The organism is Tenacibaculum amylolyticum, from assembly GCF_964511145.1.
Lineage (GTDB): Bacteria > Bacteroidota > Bacteroidia > Flavobacteriales > Flavobacteriaceae > Polaribacter > Polaribacter amylolyticum.
Genome location: NZ_CAZEFZ010000026.1, coordinates 304,905 through 326,711, shown reverse-complemented (window position 1 = coordinate 326,711; position 21,807 = coordinate 304,905). Strand labels below are relative to the sequence as shown.

Sequence of the window (21,807 nt, the reverse complement as noted above, 5' to 3'; positions counted from 1 at the left end):
AAAAGGAATACATATAATATAAAAATAAAGGGGACTCTGTTGAGTATCCCTTTGTTTGGTTTTATATATCAAACTTTAATTCAAAGGTTTATTATGAGAAAAATACTATATATAGTACCAATTTTAACACTTTTTTATTTTTTCTCTTGTTCGAGTGATAATGGCTCAACAGATGGAGGAGGATCAGATGATTTCAATAGAGTAAGTTTAACGACAAGTTGGGTAGATAATTTATTATTACCTGCTACGAATGATTTAAAAGTTAAACTAACTACTTTAAATACAGCAACAATTGCTTTTGCAGATGCACCAGATGCAGCTAAATTGGCTCAGGTAAGAACTGATTTATTTGAAGCTTATAAAGTATGGCAGCATGTAGAGATGTTCTTTTATGGATCTAGTTTTGCATTAGATATGAATAGTTATCCAACTGATGTAACTAATATAACAGATAACATAAATAGTACAACTCCAGTAAACTTAGACAGAACTGTTTTAAATTCATCACAAGGATTACCAGCAATGGATTATTTAGTTAATGGTATTGCAGCTACAGATAATGAAATTATTACATTATATGGAGAAGCAAAATACCAAGACTATCTAAAGTTGCTAGCAGAGCGTATGCTTACATTAACTACTAATGCATTAACTGATTTTGAAGCTGATAAAGCAAGTAATATTGCAAGTGTAGACAATACAATTAGTTCTTATTTTAGTAGACAAGTAAATGATTTTGTTCAGTATACAGAAAAATCTTTTAGAGAAGCTAAAATAGCAACACCTTCAGGGACAAGAAACAGAGATATTTTTCCAAATATTTCTGTAAATCCTAGTCCAGACTTCGTAGAATCTGTATACAGTCCAGAAAACTCTAAAGCATTGTACTTAGAAGCGTATGATGCAATTCAAGATTTTTATTACGGAAGAAGTTATACTAACAATTCTAATACAATTGGTTTACAAGAGTATTTAACTTCTTTAGGAACAACAATTTTAGTTAACGGAAGTGATATTCCATTAACTACTTATATAGACCAATTATTTGGTGCAATTGATGCTGCAAATAACAATATTACAGATAATTTCTATCAACAAACACAAACATACAATGCTAATTTTGACGCCGTTTTCGATGCAATTCAAAATTATGTAATTGCAGTTAAGTCAAATGTAATCAATGCATTTAATCTAACAATTGATTTTGTAGATAGCGATGGTGATTAATCAAGTTATCAATTCATATATCACTAAAAAAACAAGAGCGGCTTCATTAGCCGCTTTTCGTATATTATTTGGAATTTTAATGCTAATAAGTCTGATTAGATTTTTAGCAAATGGTTGGGTATATAAATTTTATATAGCTCCAAAGTTTCATTTTAAATATTACGGATTTTCTTGGGTCGTTAGTTGGGGAGAATATACCTATCTTTTATTTGCGATTGCCATAACTTCCTGCATTGGAATTATTGTAGGGTATAAGTATCGTCTTTCTATCATTCTATTTTTCTTATCCTTTACCTACATTGAATTAATAGACAAAACAACGTACTTAAATCATTACTATTTTATTAGTATTCTGAGCTTTTTATTATGTTTTCTACCATTAAATGCAATCTTTTCTGTAGATGCTTATAAAAAGAACAAAGCTTATTATTATGTACCTGCTTGGACAGTAGACTCAATTAAATTTCTACTTGGAATTGTATATTTTTATGCTGGTTTAGCAAAATTGAATTCAGACTGGTTGCTAAGAGCACAACCACTAAAAATATGGTTATCATCTAAAACAGAATTACCACTTGTAGGTAGGTTTATGAATGATACTTGGTTTCATTACGCAATGAGTTGGAGTGGTGCTATTTATGATCTTACCATACCATTTTTATTATTAATGCGTAAAACAAGACCTTTTGCATTTGTATTGGTAGTCATTTTTCATGTGTTTACTCGCATTTTATTTCCTATAGGAATGTTTCCCTTTATAATGATTATTGCTACACTTATATTCTTTAGCAGCGAACTTCATGAAAAGTTTTTAGAGAAAATAAGCCAGATATTCAATATAAAATCAAAGGTTAATGTTATAAGAGACGTATATTTGCCCGAGAATTTAAAAAAAACATTTTTTGTTGTCACTTTATTTTTAGCGATACAATTAATACTACCTTTTAGATATTTGTTATATCCGGGAGAATTATTTTGGACGGAAGAAGGATATCGTTTTTCATGGAGGGTAATGTTAATAGAAAAAGCAGGATACACGTCATTTAGAGTGGTGAAATTTGATACTGGGAATAGTTTTACGGTAGACAATAAGTATTTTTTAAATGCTTTTCAACAAAAGCAGATGTCTACACAACCAGATTTTATTGTAGAATATGCTCATTTTTTAGGGGAACATTATAAAAAAGAGCTAAAAACAGAAAATATAGGAATCTTTGTAGAGGGGTATATTTCTTTAAATGGAAGATTAAGTAAACCTTTTATAGATCCTACTATCGATTTATTAAAAGTAAAAGACAACTTTGAACATAAAAATTGGATATTACCATTTGAAGATGAAATTAAAGGTCTATAATTTTTTATTATTTTTTTACATTACAATGTCAGCTTATGCTTTTCAAAGCTATAGTGTAAAAGTTATCAATGCTGAAACAAATAAACCAATTCCTGAAGTACAAGTCTATACAAAACAAGGAAGTCTTCTAGGAGCTACAGACGCATCAGGAAAATTAAGCTTAAGTACTTTAGAAGCAAATAAAACGTACCACCTCATCTTTTTTGAATACGATTACAAAACTTATGAAACAGATATTGTTTTACAAGGAAATGAAGAATTTGTAGTTAAAATGCAACCATTGAGTAATGTATTATCAGAAGTCGTATTAACTTATAAGAAAAAACAAGCTTTTGGTTTAAGAACCTTAAAACCTGTAGAAGGAACGCATATTTATGCAGGAAAAAAATCAGAAGTAGTTCTTTTAGACCAAGATTTAGCAAATAAAGCTACAAATAATGCGCGTCAAGTATATGCAAAAGTAGCAGGATTAAATATTTACGATAGTAACGATGGAGGTTTGCAATTAAGTATTGGAGGTAGAGGGTTAGACCCAAATAGAACAGCAAACTTTAATACTCGTCAAAACGATTACGATATTAGTGCAGATGTTTTAGGATATCCAGAGAGTTATTATACACCACCAACGGAAGCACTTCAACAAATTCAAGTAATACGTGGAGCTGCGTCATTACAATATGGAACACAATTTGGAGGATTGATCAATTTTGTAATGAAAAAGCCTAATCCAGAAAAGGTATTTGAGGTTACTTCTAGAAGTACTGCGGGAAGTTTTGATCTATTTACTAATTTCACAAGCATTAGCGGAACTTCAAACAAATTAAGCTATTACGCATATTATAACTATAAACAAGGAAACAGTTTTAGGCCAAATTCAGGATTTGATTCTAAAAATGCATATGCACATATAGGTTATGATTTTAATGAGAAAACAAAATTAGAAGTAGAATATACACATCTAAATTATTTAGCACAACAAGCAGGAGGTTTGTCAGATGTTCAATTTTTAGAAAATCCAAGACAAAGCTATAGAACAAGAAATTGGTTTGCAGTAGATTGGAATTTATTCAATTTAAAACTGAATCATGAGTTTTCTGATAATGTAAACGGAACCTTGAGTATTTTTGGATTAGATGCATCTAGAAAAGCAATTGGTTTTAGAACGAATCCATTAGATGAAAATGCAAATATTTTTGATGTAAATAGTGATGAAGTTGATGGATTAGGAAATTTTGACTTTGAAAGAGATTTACTAGTAGGGAATTTTAAAAATTTTGGAGCAGAAGCTAGAGTTATTACTAAGTATAATATTAAAGAACAACCAGCAGTTTTATTGCTAGGAGCAAAGTTTTACAGAGCTAATAATAGGTCTCAACAAGGACCAGGAAGTAAAGGAACGGATGCTGACTTTACTTTTAAAACAGATGAATTTCCTAGATATCCGAACCAAAATAAATTTGAGTATCCAAATATGAACTTGGCTCTTTTTGGAGAAAATATCTTTAATGTTAATGAACATTTATCAATAACTCCAGGTTTTAGATTAGAGCATATAAAGACGGAGTCTAAAGGATCGTTTTTAAATGTAGCAAACTTACAAGGAAGTAATCCAACAGTAACTTTTATCCCAGATAACAATCAATTAGACAGAACTTTCTTGTTATTAGGAGTAGGAGTAAGTTATAAACCAAAGCCTTATTTCGAATCTTATTTTAATTTCTCACAAAATTATAGATCAGTTACATTTTCAGATATAAGAACAGTAAATCCGTCTTTTGCGGTTGATCCTAATATTAAAGATGAAACAGGATATACGATGGATTTAGGAATTAGAGGAACTTTACAAAAGATTATATCGTATGATGTAAATGTATTCTCATTGTTATACGATAATAGAATTGGTCAATATTTTAGCACACAGCCACCGTATAGAGCGCAATGGGTGAGAAGTAACATCGGAAAAGCGTCAATTTTTGGTTTAGAATCCTTAATACAATGGAATCTTAAAGACACATTTTTTGAAGAGTATAATGATTTAAAGTTAGATGTTTTTACAAACTTAGCTTTAACAACATCAGAATATACAAGTAGTATTAATGCAAGTGTAAATGGAAATAAGGTAGAATTTATTCCAGAAGTAAATCTAAAGACAGGTGTGTCGTTTGGTTATAAGAATTTTATTACATCTGTACAGTATTCTTATTTATCAGAGCAATTTACAGATGCTACAAATTCAGCTTATAACCCTAATAATAATAGTAGAGTAGATGGTGCAATACCAGCTTATGATATTTTAGATGTTTCATTTTCGTATACATTTTCAAAACACATTAAGTTAGAAGCAGGAGTAAATAACGCTTTAAATAATAGCTATTTTACACGAAGAGCTACTGGATATCCTGGGCCAGGAATTATTCCATCTGCACCTAGAAATTGGTATTCAACAATACAATTTCAGTTCTAATTTAAAATATATCCAAATAAAAGAGATAATTTCTAAGGTTTTCTGTAACTACAATTTTGTCGTATTTTTATACAAAAGAGAGCAGTTATGTTGAAACCAGTAGATTTGCATAAGGAATTATTAAAAGTTAGGAGAAAAGAAATAAAGAAAGAAACGGTACTTTCTTGGGTAGATTCTGTATTAAAAGATGTAACTACAAAGCATCATCAAATTTATACTGAACTAAAAAACAGTATAGATGAAGAACAGAATAATTTTGACTTTGACAAATTAGAAACTGATCGTATTTTTCATATTGCTCAAATCCGAAAAATCTGTATAAACTATAGACTAAAATTCTTAAATACAAGTCAGTTTAAAGGAGAATATCCTATTGAAACGATTAGTAAAATCAGACAATTAGAAAAAGAGCATGGAATAGAACTTAAAGGTTATAAAATTACGGCTCCTTCAATATTATTCAAGCTGAAAAAAGCTGATGATCCGTTATTATTTGCTCCTATGGGAAATGGCTTTTATTATCTTATAGACAAATGGGGAAATGATATGAGTTTCTTCAGGAAAATTAAATATTGGCCAGCTAAAAATGTCGAAAACCTACTAATTACATTATTTCTTACTTCTTTATTCTTAGCTTCATTAACACATCAATTCTTTTTTAGAGAAGCTACGAGTATAACTTATTTTATTGTTTTATTCATGTTTTATGCAAAAGGAGCTATTGGTTTGGCTATTTTTTATGGCATAGCTATAGGAAAGAATTTCAGTGAATATGCATGGAAAAGTAAATACGATAAAGTGTGTTGAAATTCAATATGCGTCAAAATTTTTAAAGTTACTTTTATACTTTTTAACTAGATTTTATATTATTACACGATTATTTTAGTAAGAACAACTCTTGTCAATTATTGATATAGTATTATTGTAAACTTCAGAAATTGTATATGAATAAAATAAAAAGCATATTTTTTTTAGTTTTTTTGTTAATCAATCTTATTAGCTTTTCACAAACTGAAGATGCTACTAATGCATATAAAGTTTTGTATAATAAAGCATCTCAATTATGTGAGAATAAAAAGGAAGATGCATTCTGTAAGGCTTTTCATTTTTTTGCTCAAAAAAAGTATGATTCCTGTATAGTTTATAGCAATAAGGCTTTATTAAGTGCTAAGACTAAGAAAACTGAACATAAAAATATACTAAACTATATCCAAGGTACTTCTTATATTAGAAAAAAACTATATAAGAAAGCTTTGTTAAGCATCGAATCTGTTATTGATAGCGGTATATTTAAAAGTTTGAGAGATGAAAAACTAGGTAGAATTTATTTGCAAACTGGAAATTATCGTAAATCCATTTCATTTTACAAGCAGTTTATTAAGCTGAATGATAGTTTACCTACTAAAATAAAAAAAAGTGTATTTCACAATCTGGGAGTTTCCTATTTATTAGTCAAAGAATATCAAAAGGCAAGAGAATTTTTAGACAAAGAATTCGAATTAATAAATAAAACTGATACAATTAGTATTATTGGATTTAAAACAGATTTAGCTAATATTTATTATGAACAATATATAGATAGCGTAGCAATCCCTTTATTTAAAGAAGCGTACGATTTGGCTACGAAAATTTCAAGTTTGGATCATAAAAGAAGAACTACTTATAATTTAGCTATTGTTGAAAAAAATAGAAAGAACTACAAAAAAAGCTTAGAGCATTACCAACAGTATATTAAAATTAAAGATTCTATAAATAATAGAGATAGAATATGGGAATTAGCTGAAATAGATAAAAAAAATGCTATCAAAATAAAGGAACAAGAGATTTTAATTCAAAATAAAGAATTAAGAAAGCAGCAGCTAATAATTGTTCTTTTACTATTTATTTTAGGACTAATTATAGTAATAATGTATTTAGTATCGAAGTATAGAAAAAGAAGAATATTATTAAAAGCTGAAATAGGGAATTTGAAAGCTGTTAATGAAGAAAGAAAACGTATTTCGGAAGAATTACACGATGGTATTTTAAGTAAACTTTTTGGAATTAGAATGAATTTAGGTTTTATAAACTATGCAGCTTCTAACGAAGAGAAAATTAAATATCATAACTTTTTAGAAGAATTGAATGAAGTAGAGAAAGAAATAAGACAGGTTTCCCATAAGTTAGGTAATGAAATCATGATAAAAGACGATTTTATTTCTGAACTAACAAAGTTAATTGAATCAAAAAGTAAGCTAGGAAATTTTGCATATGAAATGAAAGTTGCTAAAGATGTAAATTGGTCTAAATTTTCAACTGATGCAATAGTTAATATATATAGAGTTTTACAAGAAGTTTTTCAAAATATAGTAAAACATTCTAAAGCAAAAAATGTATTATTTAAAGTGATAAAGGAAAACAATAATCTCATCATAAATGTAAAAGATGACGGTATTGGGTTTAATATTAAAGAGATAAGAAGTAAAGGGATAGGAATTAAAAATATTGACTCTAGAACAAATAAAATAGGAGGTTTAATCAATATATCTTCAAAAATTAGTGTAGGTAGTAATATAATGATGAAAATACCTTACAAATAATCAATACAATAAATATTGAATAACTTTTTAAAGGTTTTTTTCTCAAATTTTATTGTAAATTTAGTTCGTCTAACTAAATAAATTTATAATAATATGGGTAATCAAATTACTTTAACACTAAGAGATTTTAAAAAATTCGACACTAATATTCCTGCAGCAAACAAACCTAGCGGACCTTTAGTAAATGTATCTGATATAGAATCAGGAGCATACAACCCATATACGGTTACTGTATTGGCTTATTTACCAGGAGATCAGGTTTTAAAACCAGTAGAATTAGGAGATGATGTCGTAAACAGCATATCTCTAGATAATAATCTAATATACTTAACATATTATGGTGTTGAAGTAGTTACTGTTACAGATAGAAACCAAAATAGACAATTAGTAGATTGTAGAAAATTTTGTGTAGAATACGATTGTAATGACGAAGCACAAGTATATGATTTGTATTATATTCAATTCGACTATCAACTAAATCCTAAAACACTTCCTGTAGATGCAATTTTAGTTAAGGACAAAGATGATGATCCAGAAACAGATAGAGGTACTGTAACGATGCCTGAAACAGATAAACAATAGGCTTTGTATAAATTTTGTGTCTTTTTTTTATTTTGTTTTAATTTTATTTTAGCTCAAAGTAAACCTCAAGATGATTTAAATAAGTTTTATGAGATAGCTGATAGTATATGTTTAGTATCTAAAGATCCTTTTTTTTGTAAAGCACTTAAGTTTTATAGAGAGCACAAATTCGATTCTAGTTATGTTTATTCTAATAAAGTCTCTCTTAATAAAATTTCAGGTAAAACTTACCAAAATGTATTAAACTATATTCAAGGGGTAAGCGCATCTAATAAAAAGCTTTATAAGAAAGCTTTAAATAGTTTTTTGAGTATCTCCGATGATCGCTATTTTTTAAGTCTTAAAAAGTCAAAGTTAGGTAGGGTATATCTAAGTTTGAAACAGTTTGATAAAGCTATTATATATTATTCAGAATGGGAAAAGTTAAGTTCTAATACAGATTTAAAGTCTAAAAAAAATGCATATCATAATTTTGCATTATGCTATATTCACACTAGAAAGTATAATAAAGCAAAAGAATACTTTAATAAAGGGTTAGCACTTATAGAGTTAAATGATACACTTACTTTGATAAAGGCTAAAATGAATTTAGCCAATATCTATTATAACCAATATTTAGATGATGATGCTATTCCTTTGTTTGAAGAAGCATATAATTTAGCAAAGTCATGCTCAGATGTAGATTTAAAACAGTATACGGCCCAAAATATGGCTGTTGTAGAGCGTAATCGTAAACGCTATAAAGAAAGTGTAACTTATTATAGAGAGTTTATTAAATGGAAAGATTCTATTTGGAATAGAGATAGAATTTGGGAACTTACAGAGAAAGACAAACAATTTGCAGTAGCCCAGAAACAACAAGAAATAATAATTCAAGAAGAAAAACTAAAGCGACAAAGAGTAGTCCAAAAAGGATTACTTTTTGGAGCTTCTGGTTTATTGGTATTTATAGGTTTATTAGGATTTTTCTATAAGAAACTGCAAAAGAAAAATGCGCTAATAACACAGCAAAAGGAAGATTTAGCCATAGCGAATAAGACCAAAAATTACTTGTTTTCTGTGGTATCGCACGATTTGCGTTCACCTATGAATACGATTAAACACCAACATCAACAATTAAAAAAACATATAGCTAATCATAATATAAAGGGGATTGAGGAAGCAAATAACACAGCCATTACGGTAACAGAGAGTACGAGTCATTTGTTAAATAATGTATTGCATTGGTCATTAGAGCAAAGTAATCAAATGGTATTCAGTCAAAAAGAATATCCATTGCAACCAATTATTAAGCATGTGCTACATGGTTATGAAAATTTAGTAGAAGCAAATGACGTTTCTATAACGACAAATTTTCATGAAAATGCTTTAGTATCTGTAGATAGAGAATCAATTAAAATAGTACTTCGAAATATTTTAGATAATGCTGTTAAGTATATGAATGGTAAAGGTAAAATTACCATTGCATCAGGAATAGATTCAGAAAACTATGCATACATCTCTATACAAGATACAGGAATTGGAATCACAGAAGAACGCTTAGAAAAAATAAATGCCTTAAAAGGAGTGAGTATTGATAAAATTAATCGCTCTGAAGGTGTTGGTTTAGGATTAATCCTTTGTCAAACCTTAGTTAAAAAGAACCAAGGTATTTTATCTTTTGAAAGTGTTGTAAACGAAGGAACCAACGTGATTATTCAATTACCAATAAGCAATCAATAATAGCACAAAACAAGACAAATAACCGTACTTAAAGCATTTTTCATATCTTTATAAGATAAACCATTACTACATGAAGAACCTCCGAATACTTTTGCTAGAAGATTTAGACAAAGAAGCAGACGATATGGTTCGTTTTTTAAACGAAAACGATTACGAAGTAATAAGAGTAAGAAATATCGTAGAAGCTGAAAGTGAAATTAAGAATAAGTTTTTCGATGCAGTCATTTTAGACATCATGATTGATGGAAAACCAGATGGAATTACCTTCGCACAACGTATTAATAAAGAAGGTTTGAATCTACCATTTTTGTTTTTAACAAGTATGCAAAGTAGAGCAATATTTGATGAAGCAAAATTAACCAACCCATTAGTATATCTATTAAAACCATATAATAAGCTAGAACTTTTATACTCATTAGAATTAGCTATAGAATCGTGTTATCAGCAAAATAACAGTATAAGTTTTAATGAAGAAAGTGGTGTTTTAAGTCCAAAATACTTGTTTATTAAACACAAGCGAAGCGTTGTAAAAGTAGATGTAGCATCTATTAACTATATAGATGTAAAAGAGAAATACTGTAATCTACAATGTGGAGAAGGTAGATATTTAGTAAAATTATCTTTAGTTAAACTCAAGGAAATGTTAAATAACGATGACTTTAGACAAGTACATCGAAATTATTTGGTAAATATGAAAAGTATCAAAGAGATTTATCTAGAAGACAATTTAATCATACTAAATAACTTAGAAAAAATCCCATTTAGTGAACGTTACAAGCATTCTTTTGTAAGAGACAACACTATTTTTAGATAAAAAAGAAAAGGTGATACTACTTCTCAATAGGAAGCGTGTATCACCTTAATCTCAATAATCCCCTAGTAAAATATTTTTTACTGCTACGCTTCATTTACTGAGGTAACAGGTACTTCTTCAATTTTTTGATTTCCATAAGAAAATCCTCCAGTTCCATTCCATTCATCATTAATATCTACATAAGCACTAAACTTTTCTAAATAACTCCCAATTGCAGGAGGCGGAACAGAAACAATATACTCGCCATGAATTGTTACAATTTTTGTTACATGTCCATAAGCAGTAGTACGAATACTACCAGTAACATTAACTTTTATAGAAGGTTTGTCTATTACCTGTGTAATTTCTACAATCCCAGAAACTTTTCCTTGTTCTGGAGAAATCACTAAAGAAAAATAAGCAAGTGGTGCGCCTGGCATACCAATATGTCCAATAGTGCCTTTAGCTAAATATGCAGATTCAAGTAATGTTTTTGGTTCTTCTATTGAGGCCATAATGGTATTGTGTTAGATTTTAGAATGGTTGATTATAGCAATAAATAGTGGTTAGTTACTTATCTACTTTAAAATTAAAGAGAATGGTTTTCTAAAAAACACTTTTTTCCATGAGCGCAGAAAGAAAAGGAATGAGCGATTGATAATGAGTAACCAACTGTTTTATAAAAATGATTAACATTAACATAAACTTAAAATTATAATAAAAGCAGTATATTTGCATGCAATTAATTACGAACAAAACAATTGATTGCAACATGAACGCCCACGAATCTAAATTTGTAGGAGAAGGATTAACATACGACGATGTTCTATTAGTTCCTGCTTTTTCCGAAATTCTTCCAAGAGAAGTAAGTATTCAAACAAAATTTACTAGAAATATTACGATAAACGTACCTATTGTATCTGCAGCAATGGATACAGTAACAGAAAGTGCTATGGCTATTGCTATGGCAAGAGAAGGAGGAATAGGAGTATTGCATAAAAATATGACTATTGAGCAACAAGCTCAAGAAGTTCGTAAAGTAAAGAGAGCTGAAAGTGGAATGATCATTGACCCAATTACACTACCATTAAATGCCATTGTTTTAGATGCTAAAAAGGCAATGAAAGAGCATAAAATTGGAGGAATTCCTGTAGTTGATGATGAAAATAAACTAATTGGTATCGTAACAAATAGAGACCTTCGTTTTGAAAAAAATAACGAACGCTCTATAACAGAGGTAATGACTTCAGACAACTTAATTACAGTTGCAGAAGGAACATCATTACAAGAAGCAGAAATCATTCTACAAAATAATAAGATAGAGAAATTACCAGTAATTAATGAAGACGATAAATTAGTTGGACTAATTACTTTCAGAGATATTACCAAAACAACTCAAAAGCCTATAGCGAATAAAGATAGCTTGGGAAGATTACGTGTAGCGGCAGCTTTAGGTGTTACATTCGATGCAGTTGAAAGAGCAGAAGCATTAGTAAAGGCTGGCGTAGATGCTGTAATTATTGATACAGCACACGGACATACAAAAGGTGTGGTAACAGTTTTAAAAGATGTAAAAGCGAAATTCCCAAATTTAGAAGTTGTAGTAGGAAATATTGCAACGCCTGAAGCAGCGAAATATTTAGTAGATGCTGGAGCAGATGCAGTTAAAGTAGGAATAGGACCTGGTTCTATTTGTACAACAAGAGTTGTTGCTGGAGTTGGATTTCCACAGTTTTCTGCAGTACTAGAAGTTGCAGCAGCAATTAAAGGATCTGGAGTTCCAGTGATTGCAGATGGAGGAATCCGTTATACAGGAGACATTCCAAAAGCAATTGCAGCAGGAGCCGATTGTGTAATGTTAGGATCTTTATTAGCAGGAACAAAAGAAAGTCCGGGGGAAACTATTATTTACGAAGGAAGAAAATTCAAGTCGTATAGAGGAATGGGGTCTGTAGAAGCCATGAAACAAGGATCTAAAGACCGTTACTTCCAAGACGTAGAAGATGATATTAAAAAATTAGTTCCAGAAGGAATTGTAGGTCGCGTTCCATATAAAGGAGAATTGGTAGAAAGTATCCACCAGTTTGTTGGAGGATTAAGAGCAGGAATGGGATATTGTGGGGCAAAAGATGTTGAAACATTAAAAGCAGCAGGAAAGTTTGTTCGTATTACAGCAAGTGGAATTAACGAAAGTCATCCACACGACGTAGCAATTACCAAAGAAGCTCCAAATTATAGTAGACGATAAAAACTATATAAAATTATAGCATAAAAGCTCTGTTAATAGAATCATTAACAGAGCTTTTTTAGTTTATGAAAATAGGACGTAAATACGTATTCTTTTGATTGCTAGTAAATTGCTATATCCCTTATAAAACCTAGGAACTAGTTCACAATTTGATAACCTTATTCTAACAGGTTTTTCTTTTTCTAAAGAAAAAAAAGAGATAATTTTAATACTTTAAAAATTATAAAACCACTCATTAAAATGAAAAAAATTACTTGCCTGATCGTCATGGTAACAACCATGTTTATGGCTAATTTTAAAGTAGTAGCACAAAATACTACTAATGAAGCTTTAGATTTAGTAATAAGCGCAACAGATGTAATAGAAAACAGTTCAGAAAAAGCAACTTCAGCTTTAAGAACCATTACAGTTGAATTTATTTTTGGACAACAACCTAATACAAACGGTTACCTCGCTGTAATTAGAAGAGAATTAGGAACTATTGAAGAGTATTCAGATGAAGTAAATCAATATGCTTATGTTGCCGAAAGATTAAGCGAAGCAGACCTTGATGTAAGCGATATTTACAACGCAGCTAGTGGAATTGAAGGAAGAGGAGATTTTGTAGAAAATAACTCTCAAGCATTAGTAGCAGCAATCAATGCAAACAATCAAGCAGAAGCAACAAGATTGATAAGAATCTTAAACCAAGATATAGAAACGATTGTACGTTTAGCAGATCTTGCAAGAGAACGAGCAGAAGAAATTAAAGCGTTACCTCAAGAGTTTACTATAAGAATGAAATTGGTAGATGATGGTGGAAATGATATTCCTGCAGATACATTACCTGCTTATTTTGCACAAAATTTAGATACGAATACGTATTATTATCCACAAGATAGAAGACAAGTAGATTTGTTTACAAATATTCCAGAAGGAGAATATTTATTTGGAGCAATGGACGGATATTTTGATGGAGCAAGTAGTAAAATAGTAACGATTTCAAAAGAATTAGTAAATGCTAATGGAGAAATTATTGTTACTTTAAACTATTGGTCTGAATAGTAGATATATATACAATTAAAATAATTAAAAGGCTGTCAATTAATCATATTGATGGCTTTTTTATTGGTTAAAAATAATCTCATTTCTGTAGTATTTGTAGGGGATTATAGAAGAATAGTATTATAAATAAATAGTATATTTGGTTTAATAGATTAACCACCCCCGCAACATGAATTTATCAAAACATACCAACCTAATTTCTAGTAGTAAAAAACAAAAAGCAGTAACTACTAAAACAAAAAATACTTCATAAAAAATCGAGTACATATAAATTAATATTACGTAATCTATTGTTTATTTTATTTCAAAAAGAATATAAAATCATAAATAAATATTCTAATAAATAACAATTTAGAGTAGTAATATATTGTCATGATTCTAAAAATTAGATTTTAACATTCACTTTCAATATGTAGCATTATTATAAAAGACTTTATAATGATGTATATCTACTTTATACAATATTGAAAATATGATTCATAAAAAATATGTATAAGTATACAGTAGTAATTGTTATATTTTTTTCAATCATTTCTATTCAAGCTAATGATTTAAATATATTTCAAGGAAAAAAAGTAGCTATAAATAACAATATTTCATATTTAGAAACAAACAATTGGAATTCAATTGATACCATAATAGCACAAATACCATCGTTTAAACTACTTAATAGTGCAATTCCAAACTTTGGAATAAGAAATAAGACAGTATGGGTACTTTTTGAAGTACAAAATAGTTCTTCTAAAAATGATTTAACATTGCAAATAAGAATGCCTCTATTAGACTCTTTAAAGCTTTATAAAATTACACGAAACAGGAAAGTTGCATGGAAAAAAGAGCAAAGAGAGTATTTATTCAGTAATAGAGAAATTGAACATCAATTTTATCACTTCAGTTTAGAATTACCACCTTCAGAAAGATCTTATTATTTATTGGCTGTGAAATCTCAAGAGAATATCATTTTACCAATGAAAATAGGGACACGAATGCAAATAGAAAAATCACTTAAATTATTCGATAATTTTTTCTTTCTCTTTATGGGAGTAATGATTGCATTGTTTCTGTATAATCTTTTTGTATACCTATCTATAAAAGATATAAATTATTTAATGTATCTATTGTATATAGTAGTGTTAATAATAACACAAGCAAATAGGCACGGTTATACAACCTATTATTTATGGCCAGGAATAGACTGGTTTCCTAATTTTATTATAAGTCAATTTGCACCTTTAATTGTATTAGCAGTTATACCATTTGCTTATCGTTTTTTACAAATTGAATTAAGAGTATCCATCTGGAATATAGGAACGCTCTTTTTAATTGTTGCTTGTGTGTTAGCGATGTTATTAGGGTGGTTTCATAAATATGAACTGTCAAGAAAAATTTCATTATTAACTACCTTAATAGGTGCACTTTGGTTATTAATAGAAGCATTGTATTTAGTAGTAAAACGAAAAAGATATGCTTATTTTTTTTCTACAGGGTGGCTTTTTTTTGTAAGCTCAGGTATTTATTTCCTACTATGTATTAAAAACTTTTTTCCTTATAACATTTATTCAGAACAATCACCGCTTATGGGAGCAATGTTTGAGGGAGTTTTATTTTCTTTTGCTTTAGGTGATAGAATAAATACTATAAACTTAGAAAAAGAAAAAACAAGACAGCAAGCAATTGCGGTACAAAGCAAGTATCAAGAAGTATTAGCAACTCAAAATCAGCAATTAGAAGAAGAAGTAAAGAGTAGAACAGAAGAGTTGAATGTAGCAAATATGGAGCTTAGGCGCCAAGCATTAAGTGCACAAATGAATCCACATTTTATTTTTAATGTTTTAAACTCCATTCAGCTGTATGTGTTAAAAAAAGAAACAGTAAAAGCAGATAAATACTTAGCTAAATTTGCATCATTAACTCGCTTTACGCTTAATAGTTCAACGCAAAAGGAAGTAATGCTTAAACAAGAACTAAATGCAATAAATAGCTATTTAGAATTAGAGAAACTTCGTTTTGGAGAAAAACTGAATTATGAAATACAGAACCAAATAAGATTAAAAATGAACCAAATTTTAATTCCTTCAATGCTAATATTACCTTTTTTAGAAAATGCAATTTGGCACGGAATAATGCATAAAGAAGGAGGAGGTTTTGTAAAAATGATTTTAAAGGAGAAAGGAGAAGTATTGTATTGTGCTATCCAAGATAATGGAGTGGGGTACGATGCAACCGAAAAAAATAATAACCATAAATCCTATGGTATGAAAATTACCCTAGAGCGTTTGGCTTTACACTGTAAACTTTATAAGAAACCATATTATTTTAATATAGAAAGTGTAAAAGAAGGCAATACTCCATACAACGGAACGCTCGTAGAATTTTACCTACCCTACAAAATACTAACCAATGAGTACCAAGATTAACGCAATTATTGTAGATGATGAGCCTTTTGCTATTGAAGCCCTTACAATTTTATTAAATATGTATTGTCCAGAAATAACAATAATAGGGGCAGGAAGTAATATAAAAGAAGCCAAAGAATTAGTAGAATTATACCAACCTAAAATAGTCTTTTTAGATATTGAAATGCCACATGGCAATGGATTTAAATTGTTAAGTCAAATAAATACTACAAAAACAAAAATTATTTTTACTACTGCTTACAGTCAATATGCTATTAGAGCTATACGAAAAGGTGTACACGATTATTTAATGAAACCTATAGATAGTGATGAATTAGTGAACAGCATTGAAAGATTAAAAGAAGTAATGATAAATAATGAAGTTTCAGAAGAAAAGGTAATGATTCAATGTATGGATAAATTATATCGAATAGAATTGAATCAAATAAAACGTTGCGAAAGCGAAAGTAATTACACTCATATTTTTTTAAATAGTGATAAAAAAATTACCGTGTCTATGACATTAAAGTCTGTAGAACAAAAATTAATACACGATACTTCTTTTATAAGAGTACATCAATCTCATTTAGTAAATAGAAATTATGTAACATCTTTTAAAAAAGGAACAAAACCAGGTTTAGTTATGAAATCTGGGAAAGAAATACCAGTATCTTATAGAAAAAAGACAGAAGTATATGAGAGAATGTGTAGTTAAATTAAAAAAGAATTTACGAATACTCAAAAGCCCTCTACGAATACTCAAAAGCCCTATTTTGATAGTGTTTTAAGCACTTTTTGTAAATAGATTTGTTTTCATAATAAACAATTTTTAACCTCAAAATTAAATAAAATGAAAACAAAATTAGTTATTTTAAACCTACTTTTATGTGCAATTAGTGTAAACGCTCAATATGAAGAAGCTCAAGATTTAGGCCCAAATGTAAATGTTGTAGATAGTGCTCCTTGGAAAGGAAATTTATACGTACAAAACAGAATTCGTTTAGGAGGTACGCAAATAGAAATAGCTACCAATAACGAAAATAATACACCTAATAGAGCTTTAGGATATTTTAAACCAGATGAAGATATTCTTTATGTAAACGCTTCAGGTAGTAATGGTGCAAGTGATTTTACAGGAGGAACTTATTTAAATAGTAGAGTAGCAATAGGGAATAGACCTTATTGGGAAACTCCAAGTTTTTATACCAATAACATAATGTTAGCTGTAAATGGTAGAACTTGGACAAATGGTAAAGCTTTTTTCAACGATAAAATTGTCTTAGGAAGAAATACTGGAGATTCGCATAAACTCTCATTCATTTCTTATAAAGATGGAGATAATTTTCAGTCAGACATAGATTATAGAGGAAGCTTAATTTTTAAAGGACTTAATGGGTATGCAAGTGTATCTTCTTGGCAAACAATGGTTTTAACACAGAAAGGAAATGTGTTAGTAAATATGAGAGAAGGAGATATTCGCCCAGAACTAGCACATTATAAACTTCAAGTAAATGGAAATGCTGTGGTAGAAGGTTTAAAAGTATTAGGAGATGTACCACAGTCAGATTATGTTTTTGAAAACGATTATAAGTTACGTAGTTTAGAAGAAGTAGAAGCTTTTATTACAGCTAAAAAGCATTTACCAGAAGTACCTTCTGCAGCAGACTTTAAAAAAGACGGTTATCTAGTAGGAAAAATGGATGATGTATTACTTCGTAAAGTAGAAGAGCTTACGTTATATATGATAAAAGCCAACAAGCAAATACAAGCATTACAGAAAGAATTAACAACATTAAAATCATCGAAATAATCTCATTGATGTTTCAATTTAAAAATAAATATCATGAAGAATTATTTGATAATCATAGCAATGATTTATCTAGGAATGTTAAATCATTTATCAGCTCAGGTAACAACATCTGTTTCAGAAATAAGAGTTCGAAACGATGATCCTAATTGGAATAACGAAACTTGGGCTAGAGGAGAGTATTACACCTTTTGGGGTTGTGATGAAGAACCAGGAAAGGAAAAAGGAGACCGATATGTAATTATTGTTGAAGGTATAGATGCAAATAACGAATTCAACTTACAAGATTTTGAAACTGTTTTTGGAACTACCAGACAGTTATTAAATTCCAAAGGTATTGAAGTTGTTTATGTAAACTTTGGAGATGGGGCAGATTTTATAGAGAACAATGCGGCTTTATTACAAGCTGTAATTAGAGACATTAACAGAAAAAAAGAAGCAAATTTCGAAAATGTAGTGGTTGGTGTAAGTATGGGAGGATTGGTTGCTAGAATGGCATTAACAGAAATGGAACATAATTTCGATCCTGATGAGGACCCAGCACGTAAACAACATTTAACAAAGTTGTTTTTAAGTGTAGATTCCCCTCATAAAGGTGCTAATGTTCCTGTAGGGCTACAGTTTTTAATAGATGATTTGTCAAATGTTCTAAATCAAGGAATATTAAACAAAAATAAAAACAAAGGTCAAATAAATCAGGCAAAAGCTATGATATCTTCTAGATCTAGAAGATTAAACAACCCAGCAGCAAAACAAATGCTATTGTATTATAAAGGAGATAAACCTCATCAATGGTTTAGAGATTTACAAGCAAAAATGCACGACGCTTATTATCCGCAAAAAAGTACAAATATTGCTTTAACTAATGGTAGTTTACAGTATGGTTTATCAGATATTGTTCCTGGTAATTCAATTTGGTCAGTAGATCAATATTTATATGAAGATAAGTTGATACGAAGACGAATTAGATTGCATATAGAATCTAATATAAATGCAGAACCTAATGGTCATGGTCAAGTATATAGATTTAGAGCAAATATGGTATGGAGACAGTTTAGAAAAGACATTATTTTACCAGGTAGACTAGGAGGTTTTGATATTAAAAGAGAGTTTACAGGTACATTTATTCCGTATTCACATCTTAATGGTGGAACCCTAGGCTCACAAAAGGGTATACAAAATGAAGGATTTGGTAGACATTCAGGAAATAGTGGTTACCACTCTTTTATTCCAACATTAAGTTCATTTGGTATTCAACCTAATAAATATTCTTTAGCCTTTGCACAATCACAAACCGAGTCGAATTGGAAAAAAATTATTGAAAATAATTCACCTTTCGATCGTATTTACTATGATGATGATGTATATCAAAATTTCCCAAGAGCTAGTTACAACGCAGAACACACTTTTTCTATTAATGATGTTGCTAAAGCTCCAAACGGGCAGCTAGTAGGAAGATATCAAGATGAGCTTACGCAAATTTTGTTTGAAGAAATGATGTTAGATGAAGTTAGAATTCAAAATAGAACTTTTACACACTCTAATTTATTCGACAATACAGCCTATTTTGCGTCGGCATCTAGAATTAGAATCTCAGGAGATATGCCTGTCCATAACGATGGTAACGATTGGATTACAGACGAAACAGGTGCAGTAGTTTTTAATCCAAATGCAAGTGTAAACTTTAAAGCAGGAGAGTATATTGATTTTACACCAGGTGTAACTATAAGACCAAAAGCACGAGTAACAGCATTTATAGATAAATCATTAGTCGCATGTCCTTTAAATAACGCATTACCACTAGCTAGAGAAGTAACAGCTAAAGAAATTGAAGATGAAGAAGTAGTGGAAGAAGAACAAGAAAAGAATGATATGGTAATCTTAAATGAGAAAAATTTCATTTATCCTAACCCAAGTAAAGGACAAATAGGACTACGCACAAACATAAAAGGCAAGTACAGATTATATATTATGGGATTAGATGGTCAATTATTTCATGAAACTACAACAGAAGATACTGGTATTATAAATGTTAACTTTTTATCTGCAGGACTATATATAGCTAAGATAATAACTGGAGATAAAGTAATGACACAAAAAATTATTATTGAATAGAAAGTATATCAATCATAATCATCTAATTTAAATAAACAATAATAGATTTTAAAAAGGTCATCCATTTAAATGGATGACCTTTTTTATGATAAGCTATTTCTGTATGATTTTTTAAGGTAAAAATCAAAATTACTATTCATTCAACAAACCTTCTTTAGCTAAAAGACCTCTTGTAATAGGTTTTAATTCTTCTCCGGTTTCTGGATGGACACCTCTATGTGTAAAATATTCTATTTCTCTTTCCAAATTTTTTCCATACCAAAAATTGGCTTTTCCATTTGTAAAAAAGTTAGCAACACTGTCTAACTTAACTTTTCTAAAAAGATCAATATTGATTAAATGCTTGCTATTATCAACAGCTCCCCAAATAAAACAAGAAGACTTCTCATAATGATCATCTTTCCAAACAATACATTCATTAGAATTAAATAAAACATCTTTATTTATAATAATAGCAATGTATAATGAAGAAAGTATGCTAATACTCACTAATACTGTTTTTTTCCAACTCTTGACTTTTGTTGTAATTTGAATGTCTGGTTCTTTTACGATTTCTTCCGTATTATTTTCTTCTATTTCGTCAATTTGGTCATCGTTGTCCTGTTGTGCAGAATCTTTTATTACTTCATTTTGTTTTTTAAAATCTTTAAAATCATCAAAACCTAAGTATTCAGAAATTAAGTTTAGGAGACCTATTTTAGGTTCTCCTGCATCATTTGACCATTCTAAAGTATACTTTTCATAATAGTTTTTCATAGTCTTAGAAGTAACAGCAACTCCCTTTCTTTTATATTTTTCAAATTGAGAACGAGTTAAAACATGCTCTTCAAAGAAGTCAAAATTCCCTGTCTTGCTTTTTCTTTCATTCTCTTCTTCTTGCTCAAGTTTTACATATAATTCCTGTAGTAATTCTTTTAACATATTGGGTAGAAAATTGGTTTTTCCAAAAATAAAATCAATGGAAAAATTATGGAAAAGGATATCCGTAAAAATGGAAAAGTATTTTCTATTTCTTTTCTATTGATTTTCTATACATAGTTGGAATTCAGCTATATGTTTGCAGTGTGATTGATCGGGGAACCATAAATACATTAAACGATTTAATCACATTATAAGAGATCTAAATCAGTGGACTTTCTAAGAAGGGAAGCTTTTAAAAGAAGCTGATTAGACACCTCACTTCCCGCGAAAGAGGCGCGCGACTCTTTTAAAATTTTTAAGGCTTTTCCAGGCACAACTTGGAACCGAGCATTCCTGCTTGGAAAGGAAAATCAATGCTCAAATTTTAAAAGAATAGATCATGGAAAAAATTTTAATAATCATAGCAATACTATTAGGGAACGGGTTATACACACCAAAATTACCAACTTCAAATACATCACAACAGACCGAGAATGTAGAACAAGATAATGATACGAGTACAACTGGTGAAGATGAACAAGATCCAGACGAAGATCCAGATGGAGAGTAAATATG

The 21,807-nt window shown here is 29.6% G+C and carries 17 protein-coding genes; 15 read left to right on the top strand and 2 right to left on the bottom strand.

The genetic code is table 11. The annotated features are described in order from the left end of the window. The first annotated feature begins 93 nt into the window (after nt 1-93). The 8 genes from ACKTTC_RS09785 to ACKTTC_RS09750 all read left to right on the top strand — a co-directional run bounded on the left by ACKTTC_RS09785 (nt 94) and on the right by ACKTTC_RS09750 (nt 10,742). A complete protein-coding gene (locus ACKTTC_RS09785; protein ID WP_408039634.1) occupies nt 94-1,227 on the top strand; it encodes an imelysin family protein in 1,134 nt (377 codons plus the stop codon). Then, nucleotides 1,223-2,581: an HTTM domain-containing protein gene (locus ACKTTC_RS09780; protein WP_408039783.1), complete on the top strand. Its 1,359-nt coding sequence runs from the start codon at nt 1,223-1,225 to the stop codon at nt 2,579-2,581. The genes ACKTTC_RS09785 and ACKTTC_RS09780 overlap by 5 nt, the downstream gene beginning before the upstream one ends. A 25-nt stretch (nt 2,582-2,606) precedes the next feature. Then, complete coding sequence (locus ACKTTC_RS09775) at nt 2,607-5,045, top strand: TonB-dependent receptor domain-containing protein (RefSeq protein ID WP_408039633.1); 2,439 nt, start codon at nt 2,607-2,609, stop codon at nt 5,043-5,045. 87 nt (nt 5,046-5,132) lie between these two features. Next, nucleotides 5,133-5,852 (top strand): hypothetical protein, encoded by a 720-nt coding sequence (locus ACKTTC_RS09770; protein ID WP_408039632.1) that lies wholly within the window; start codon nt 5,133-5,135, stop codon nt 5,850-5,852. Nucleotides 5,853-5,989: 137 nt separating this feature from the next. Continuing rightward, nucleotides 5,990-7,624 carry a tetratricopeptide repeat-containing sensor histidine kinase gene (locus ACKTTC_RS09765; RefSeq protein WP_408039631.1) on the top strand — a complete coding sequence of 545 codons (1,635 nt, stop codon included), beginning with the start codon at nt 5,990-5,992 and terminating at the stop codon, nt 7,622-7,624. Between the two features lie 93 nt (nt 7,625-7,717). Continuing rightward, nucleotides 7,718-8,206: a hypothetical protein gene (locus tag ACKTTC_RS09760; RefSeq protein ID WP_408039630.1), complete on the top strand. Its 489-nt coding sequence runs from the start codon at nt 7,718-7,720 to the stop codon at nt 8,204-8,206. A 375-nt stretch (nt 8,207-8,581) separates the two neighbouring features. After that, nucleotides 8,582-9,928, top strand: coding sequence for a tetratricopeptide repeat-containing sensor histidine kinase (locus ACKTTC_RS09755; RefSeq protein WP_408039629.1), 1,347 nt, complete (start codon nt 8,582-8,584; stop codon nt 9,926-9,928). Nucleotides 9,929-9,998: 70 nt separating this feature from the next. Then, the gene (locus ACKTTC_RS09750) at nt 9,999-10,742 is read left to right on the top strand and encodes a LytR/AlgR family response regulator transcription factor (RefSeq protein ID WP_408039628.1); all 744 of its coding nucleotides are present in this window, start codon (nt 9,999-10,001) and stop codon (nt 10,740-10,742) included. An 83-nt stretch (nt 10,743-10,825) separates the two neighbouring features. Here the strand turns inward: ACKTTC_RS09750 and ACKTTC_RS09745 are convergent, their stop codons facing one another. After that, the gene (locus tag ACKTTC_RS09745; protein ID WP_408039627.1) at nt 10,826-11,236 is read right to left on the bottom strand and encodes a DUF1842 domain-containing protein; all 411 of its coding nucleotides are present in this window, start codon (nt 11,234-11,236) and stop codon (nt 10,826-10,828) included. A 257-nt stretch (nt 11,237-11,493) separates the two neighbouring features. Between ACKTTC_RS09745 and guaB the strand changes: the two genes are divergently transcribed. From guaB to ACKTTC_RS09715, 6 genes are all read left to right on the top strand, one after another. Further along, the gene (guaB, locus tag ACKTTC_RS09740; protein WP_408039626.1) at nt 11,494-12,969 is read left to right on the top strand and encodes an IMP dehydrogenase; all 1,476 of its coding nucleotides are present in this window, start codon (nt 11,494-11,496) and stop codon (nt 12,967-12,969) included. Between the two features lie 240 nt (nt 12,970-13,209). Beyond that, nucleotides 13,210-14,013, top strand: coding sequence for a hypothetical protein (locus tag ACKTTC_RS09735; protein ID WP_408039625.1), 804 nt, complete (start codon nt 13,210-13,212; stop codon nt 14,011-14,013). A gap of 488 nt (nt 14,014-14,501) precedes the next feature. After that, nucleotides 14,502-16,430: a 7TM diverse intracellular signaling domain-containing protein gene (locus tag ACKTTC_RS09730; protein WP_408039624.1), complete on the top strand. Its 1,929-nt coding sequence runs from the start codon at nt 14,502-14,504 to the stop codon at nt 16,428-16,430. Beyond that, a complete protein-coding gene (locus ACKTTC_RS09725; protein WP_408039623.1) occupies nt 16,414-17,124 on the top strand; it encodes a LytR/AlgR family response regulator transcription factor in 711 nt (236 codons plus the stop codon). The genes ACKTTC_RS09730 and ACKTTC_RS09725 overlap by 17 nt, the downstream gene beginning before the upstream one ends. Before the next feature lie 135 nt (nt 17,125-17,259). Continuing rightward, complete coding sequence (locus ACKTTC_RS09720) at nt 17,260-18,219, top strand: hypothetical protein (RefSeq protein ID WP_408039622.1); 960 nt, start codon at nt 17,260-17,262, stop codon at nt 18,217-18,219. Between the two features lie 33 nt (nt 18,220-18,252). After that, nucleotides 18,253-20,331, top strand: a complete 2,079-nt coding sequence (locus ACKTTC_RS09715; protein WP_408039621.1) for a T9SS type A sorting domain-containing protein — start codon at nt 18,253-18,255, stop codon at nt 20,329-20,331. A gap of 132 nt (nt 20,332-20,463) precedes the next feature. On the opposite strand, the gene ACKTTC_RS09710 is transcribed toward ACKTTC_RS09715, so the two are convergent. Beyond that, the gene (locus ACKTTC_RS09710; RefSeq protein ID WP_408039620.1) at nt 20,464-21,252 is read right to left on the bottom strand and encodes a hypothetical protein; all 789 of its coding nucleotides are present in this window, start codon (nt 21,250-21,252) and stop codon (nt 20,464-20,466) included. A 379-nt stretch (nt 21,253-21,631) separates the two neighbouring features. On the opposite strand from ACKTTC_RS09710, the gene ACKTTC_RS09705 reads away from it, so the two are divergent. After that, nucleotides 21,632-21,802 (top strand): hypothetical protein, encoded by a 171-nt coding sequence (locus ACKTTC_RS09705; protein WP_408039619.1) that lies wholly within the window; start codon nt 21,632-21,634, stop codon nt 21,800-21,802. The last annotated feature ends 5 nt before the right edge of the window (nt 21,803-21,807 follow it).

Excerpts from the sequence above, each read along its gene's own strand:
- ACKTTC_RS09760 (WP_408039630.1), top strand. The coding sequence starts at position 7,718 with ATGGGTAATCAAATTACTTTAACACTAAGAGATTTTAAAAAATTCGAC.
- ACKTTC_RS09775 (WP_408039633.1), top strand. The coding sequence starts at position 2,607 with ATGTCAGCTTATGCTTTTCAAAGCTATAGTGTAAAAGTTATCAATGCT.
- ACKTTC_RS09720 (WP_408039622.1), top strand. The coding sequence starts at position 17,260 with ATGAAAACAAAATTAGTTATTTTAAACCTACTTTTATGTGCAATTAGT.
- ACKTTC_RS09770 (WP_408039632.1), top strand. The coding sequence starts at position 5,133 with ATGTTGAAACCAGTAGATTTGCATAAGGAATTATTAAAAGTTAGGAGA.
- ACKTTC_RS09710 (WP_408039620.1), bottom strand. The coding sequence starts at position 21,252 with ATGTTAAAAGAATTACTACAGGAATTATATGTAAAACTTGAGCAAGAA.
- ACKTTC_RS09725 (WP_408039623.1), top strand. The coding sequence starts at position 16,414 with ATGAGTACCAAGATTAACGCAATTATTGTAGATGATGAGCCTTTTGCT.
- guaB (WP_408039626.1), top strand. The coding sequence starts at position 11,494 with ATGAACGCCCACGAATCTAAATTTGTAGGAGAAGGATTAACATACGAC.
- ACKTTC_RS09785 (WP_408039634.1), top strand. The coding sequence starts at position 94 with ATGAGAAAAATACTATATATAGTACCAATTTTAACACTTTTTTATTTT.
- ACKTTC_RS09750 (WP_408039628.1), top strand. The coding sequence starts at position 9,999 with ATGAAGAACCTCCGAATACTTTTGCTAGAAGATTTAGACAAAGAAGCA.
- ACKTTC_RS09745 (WP_408039627.1), bottom strand. The coding sequence starts at position 11,236 with ATGGCCTCAATAGAAGAACCAAAAACATTACTTGAATCTGCATATTTA.
- ACKTTC_RS09715 (WP_408039621.1), top strand. The coding sequence starts at position 18,253 with ATGAAGAATTATTTGATAATCATAGCAATGATTTATCTAGGAATGTTA.
- ACKTTC_RS09705 (WP_408039619.1), top strand. The coding sequence starts at position 21,632 with ATGGAAAAAATTTTAATAATCATAGCAATACTATTAGGGAACGGGTTA.
- ACKTTC_RS09765 (WP_408039631.1), top strand. The coding sequence starts at position 5,990 with ATGAATAAAATAAAAAGCATATTTTTTTTAGTTTTTTTGTTAATCAAT.
- ACKTTC_RS09730 (WP_408039624.1), top strand. The coding sequence starts at position 14,502 with ATGTATAAGTATACAGTAGTAATTGTTATATTTTTTTCAATCATTTCT.
- ACKTTC_RS09735 (WP_408039625.1), top strand. The coding sequence starts at position 13,210 with ATGAAAAAAATTACTTGCCTGATCGTCATGGTAACAACCATGTTTATG.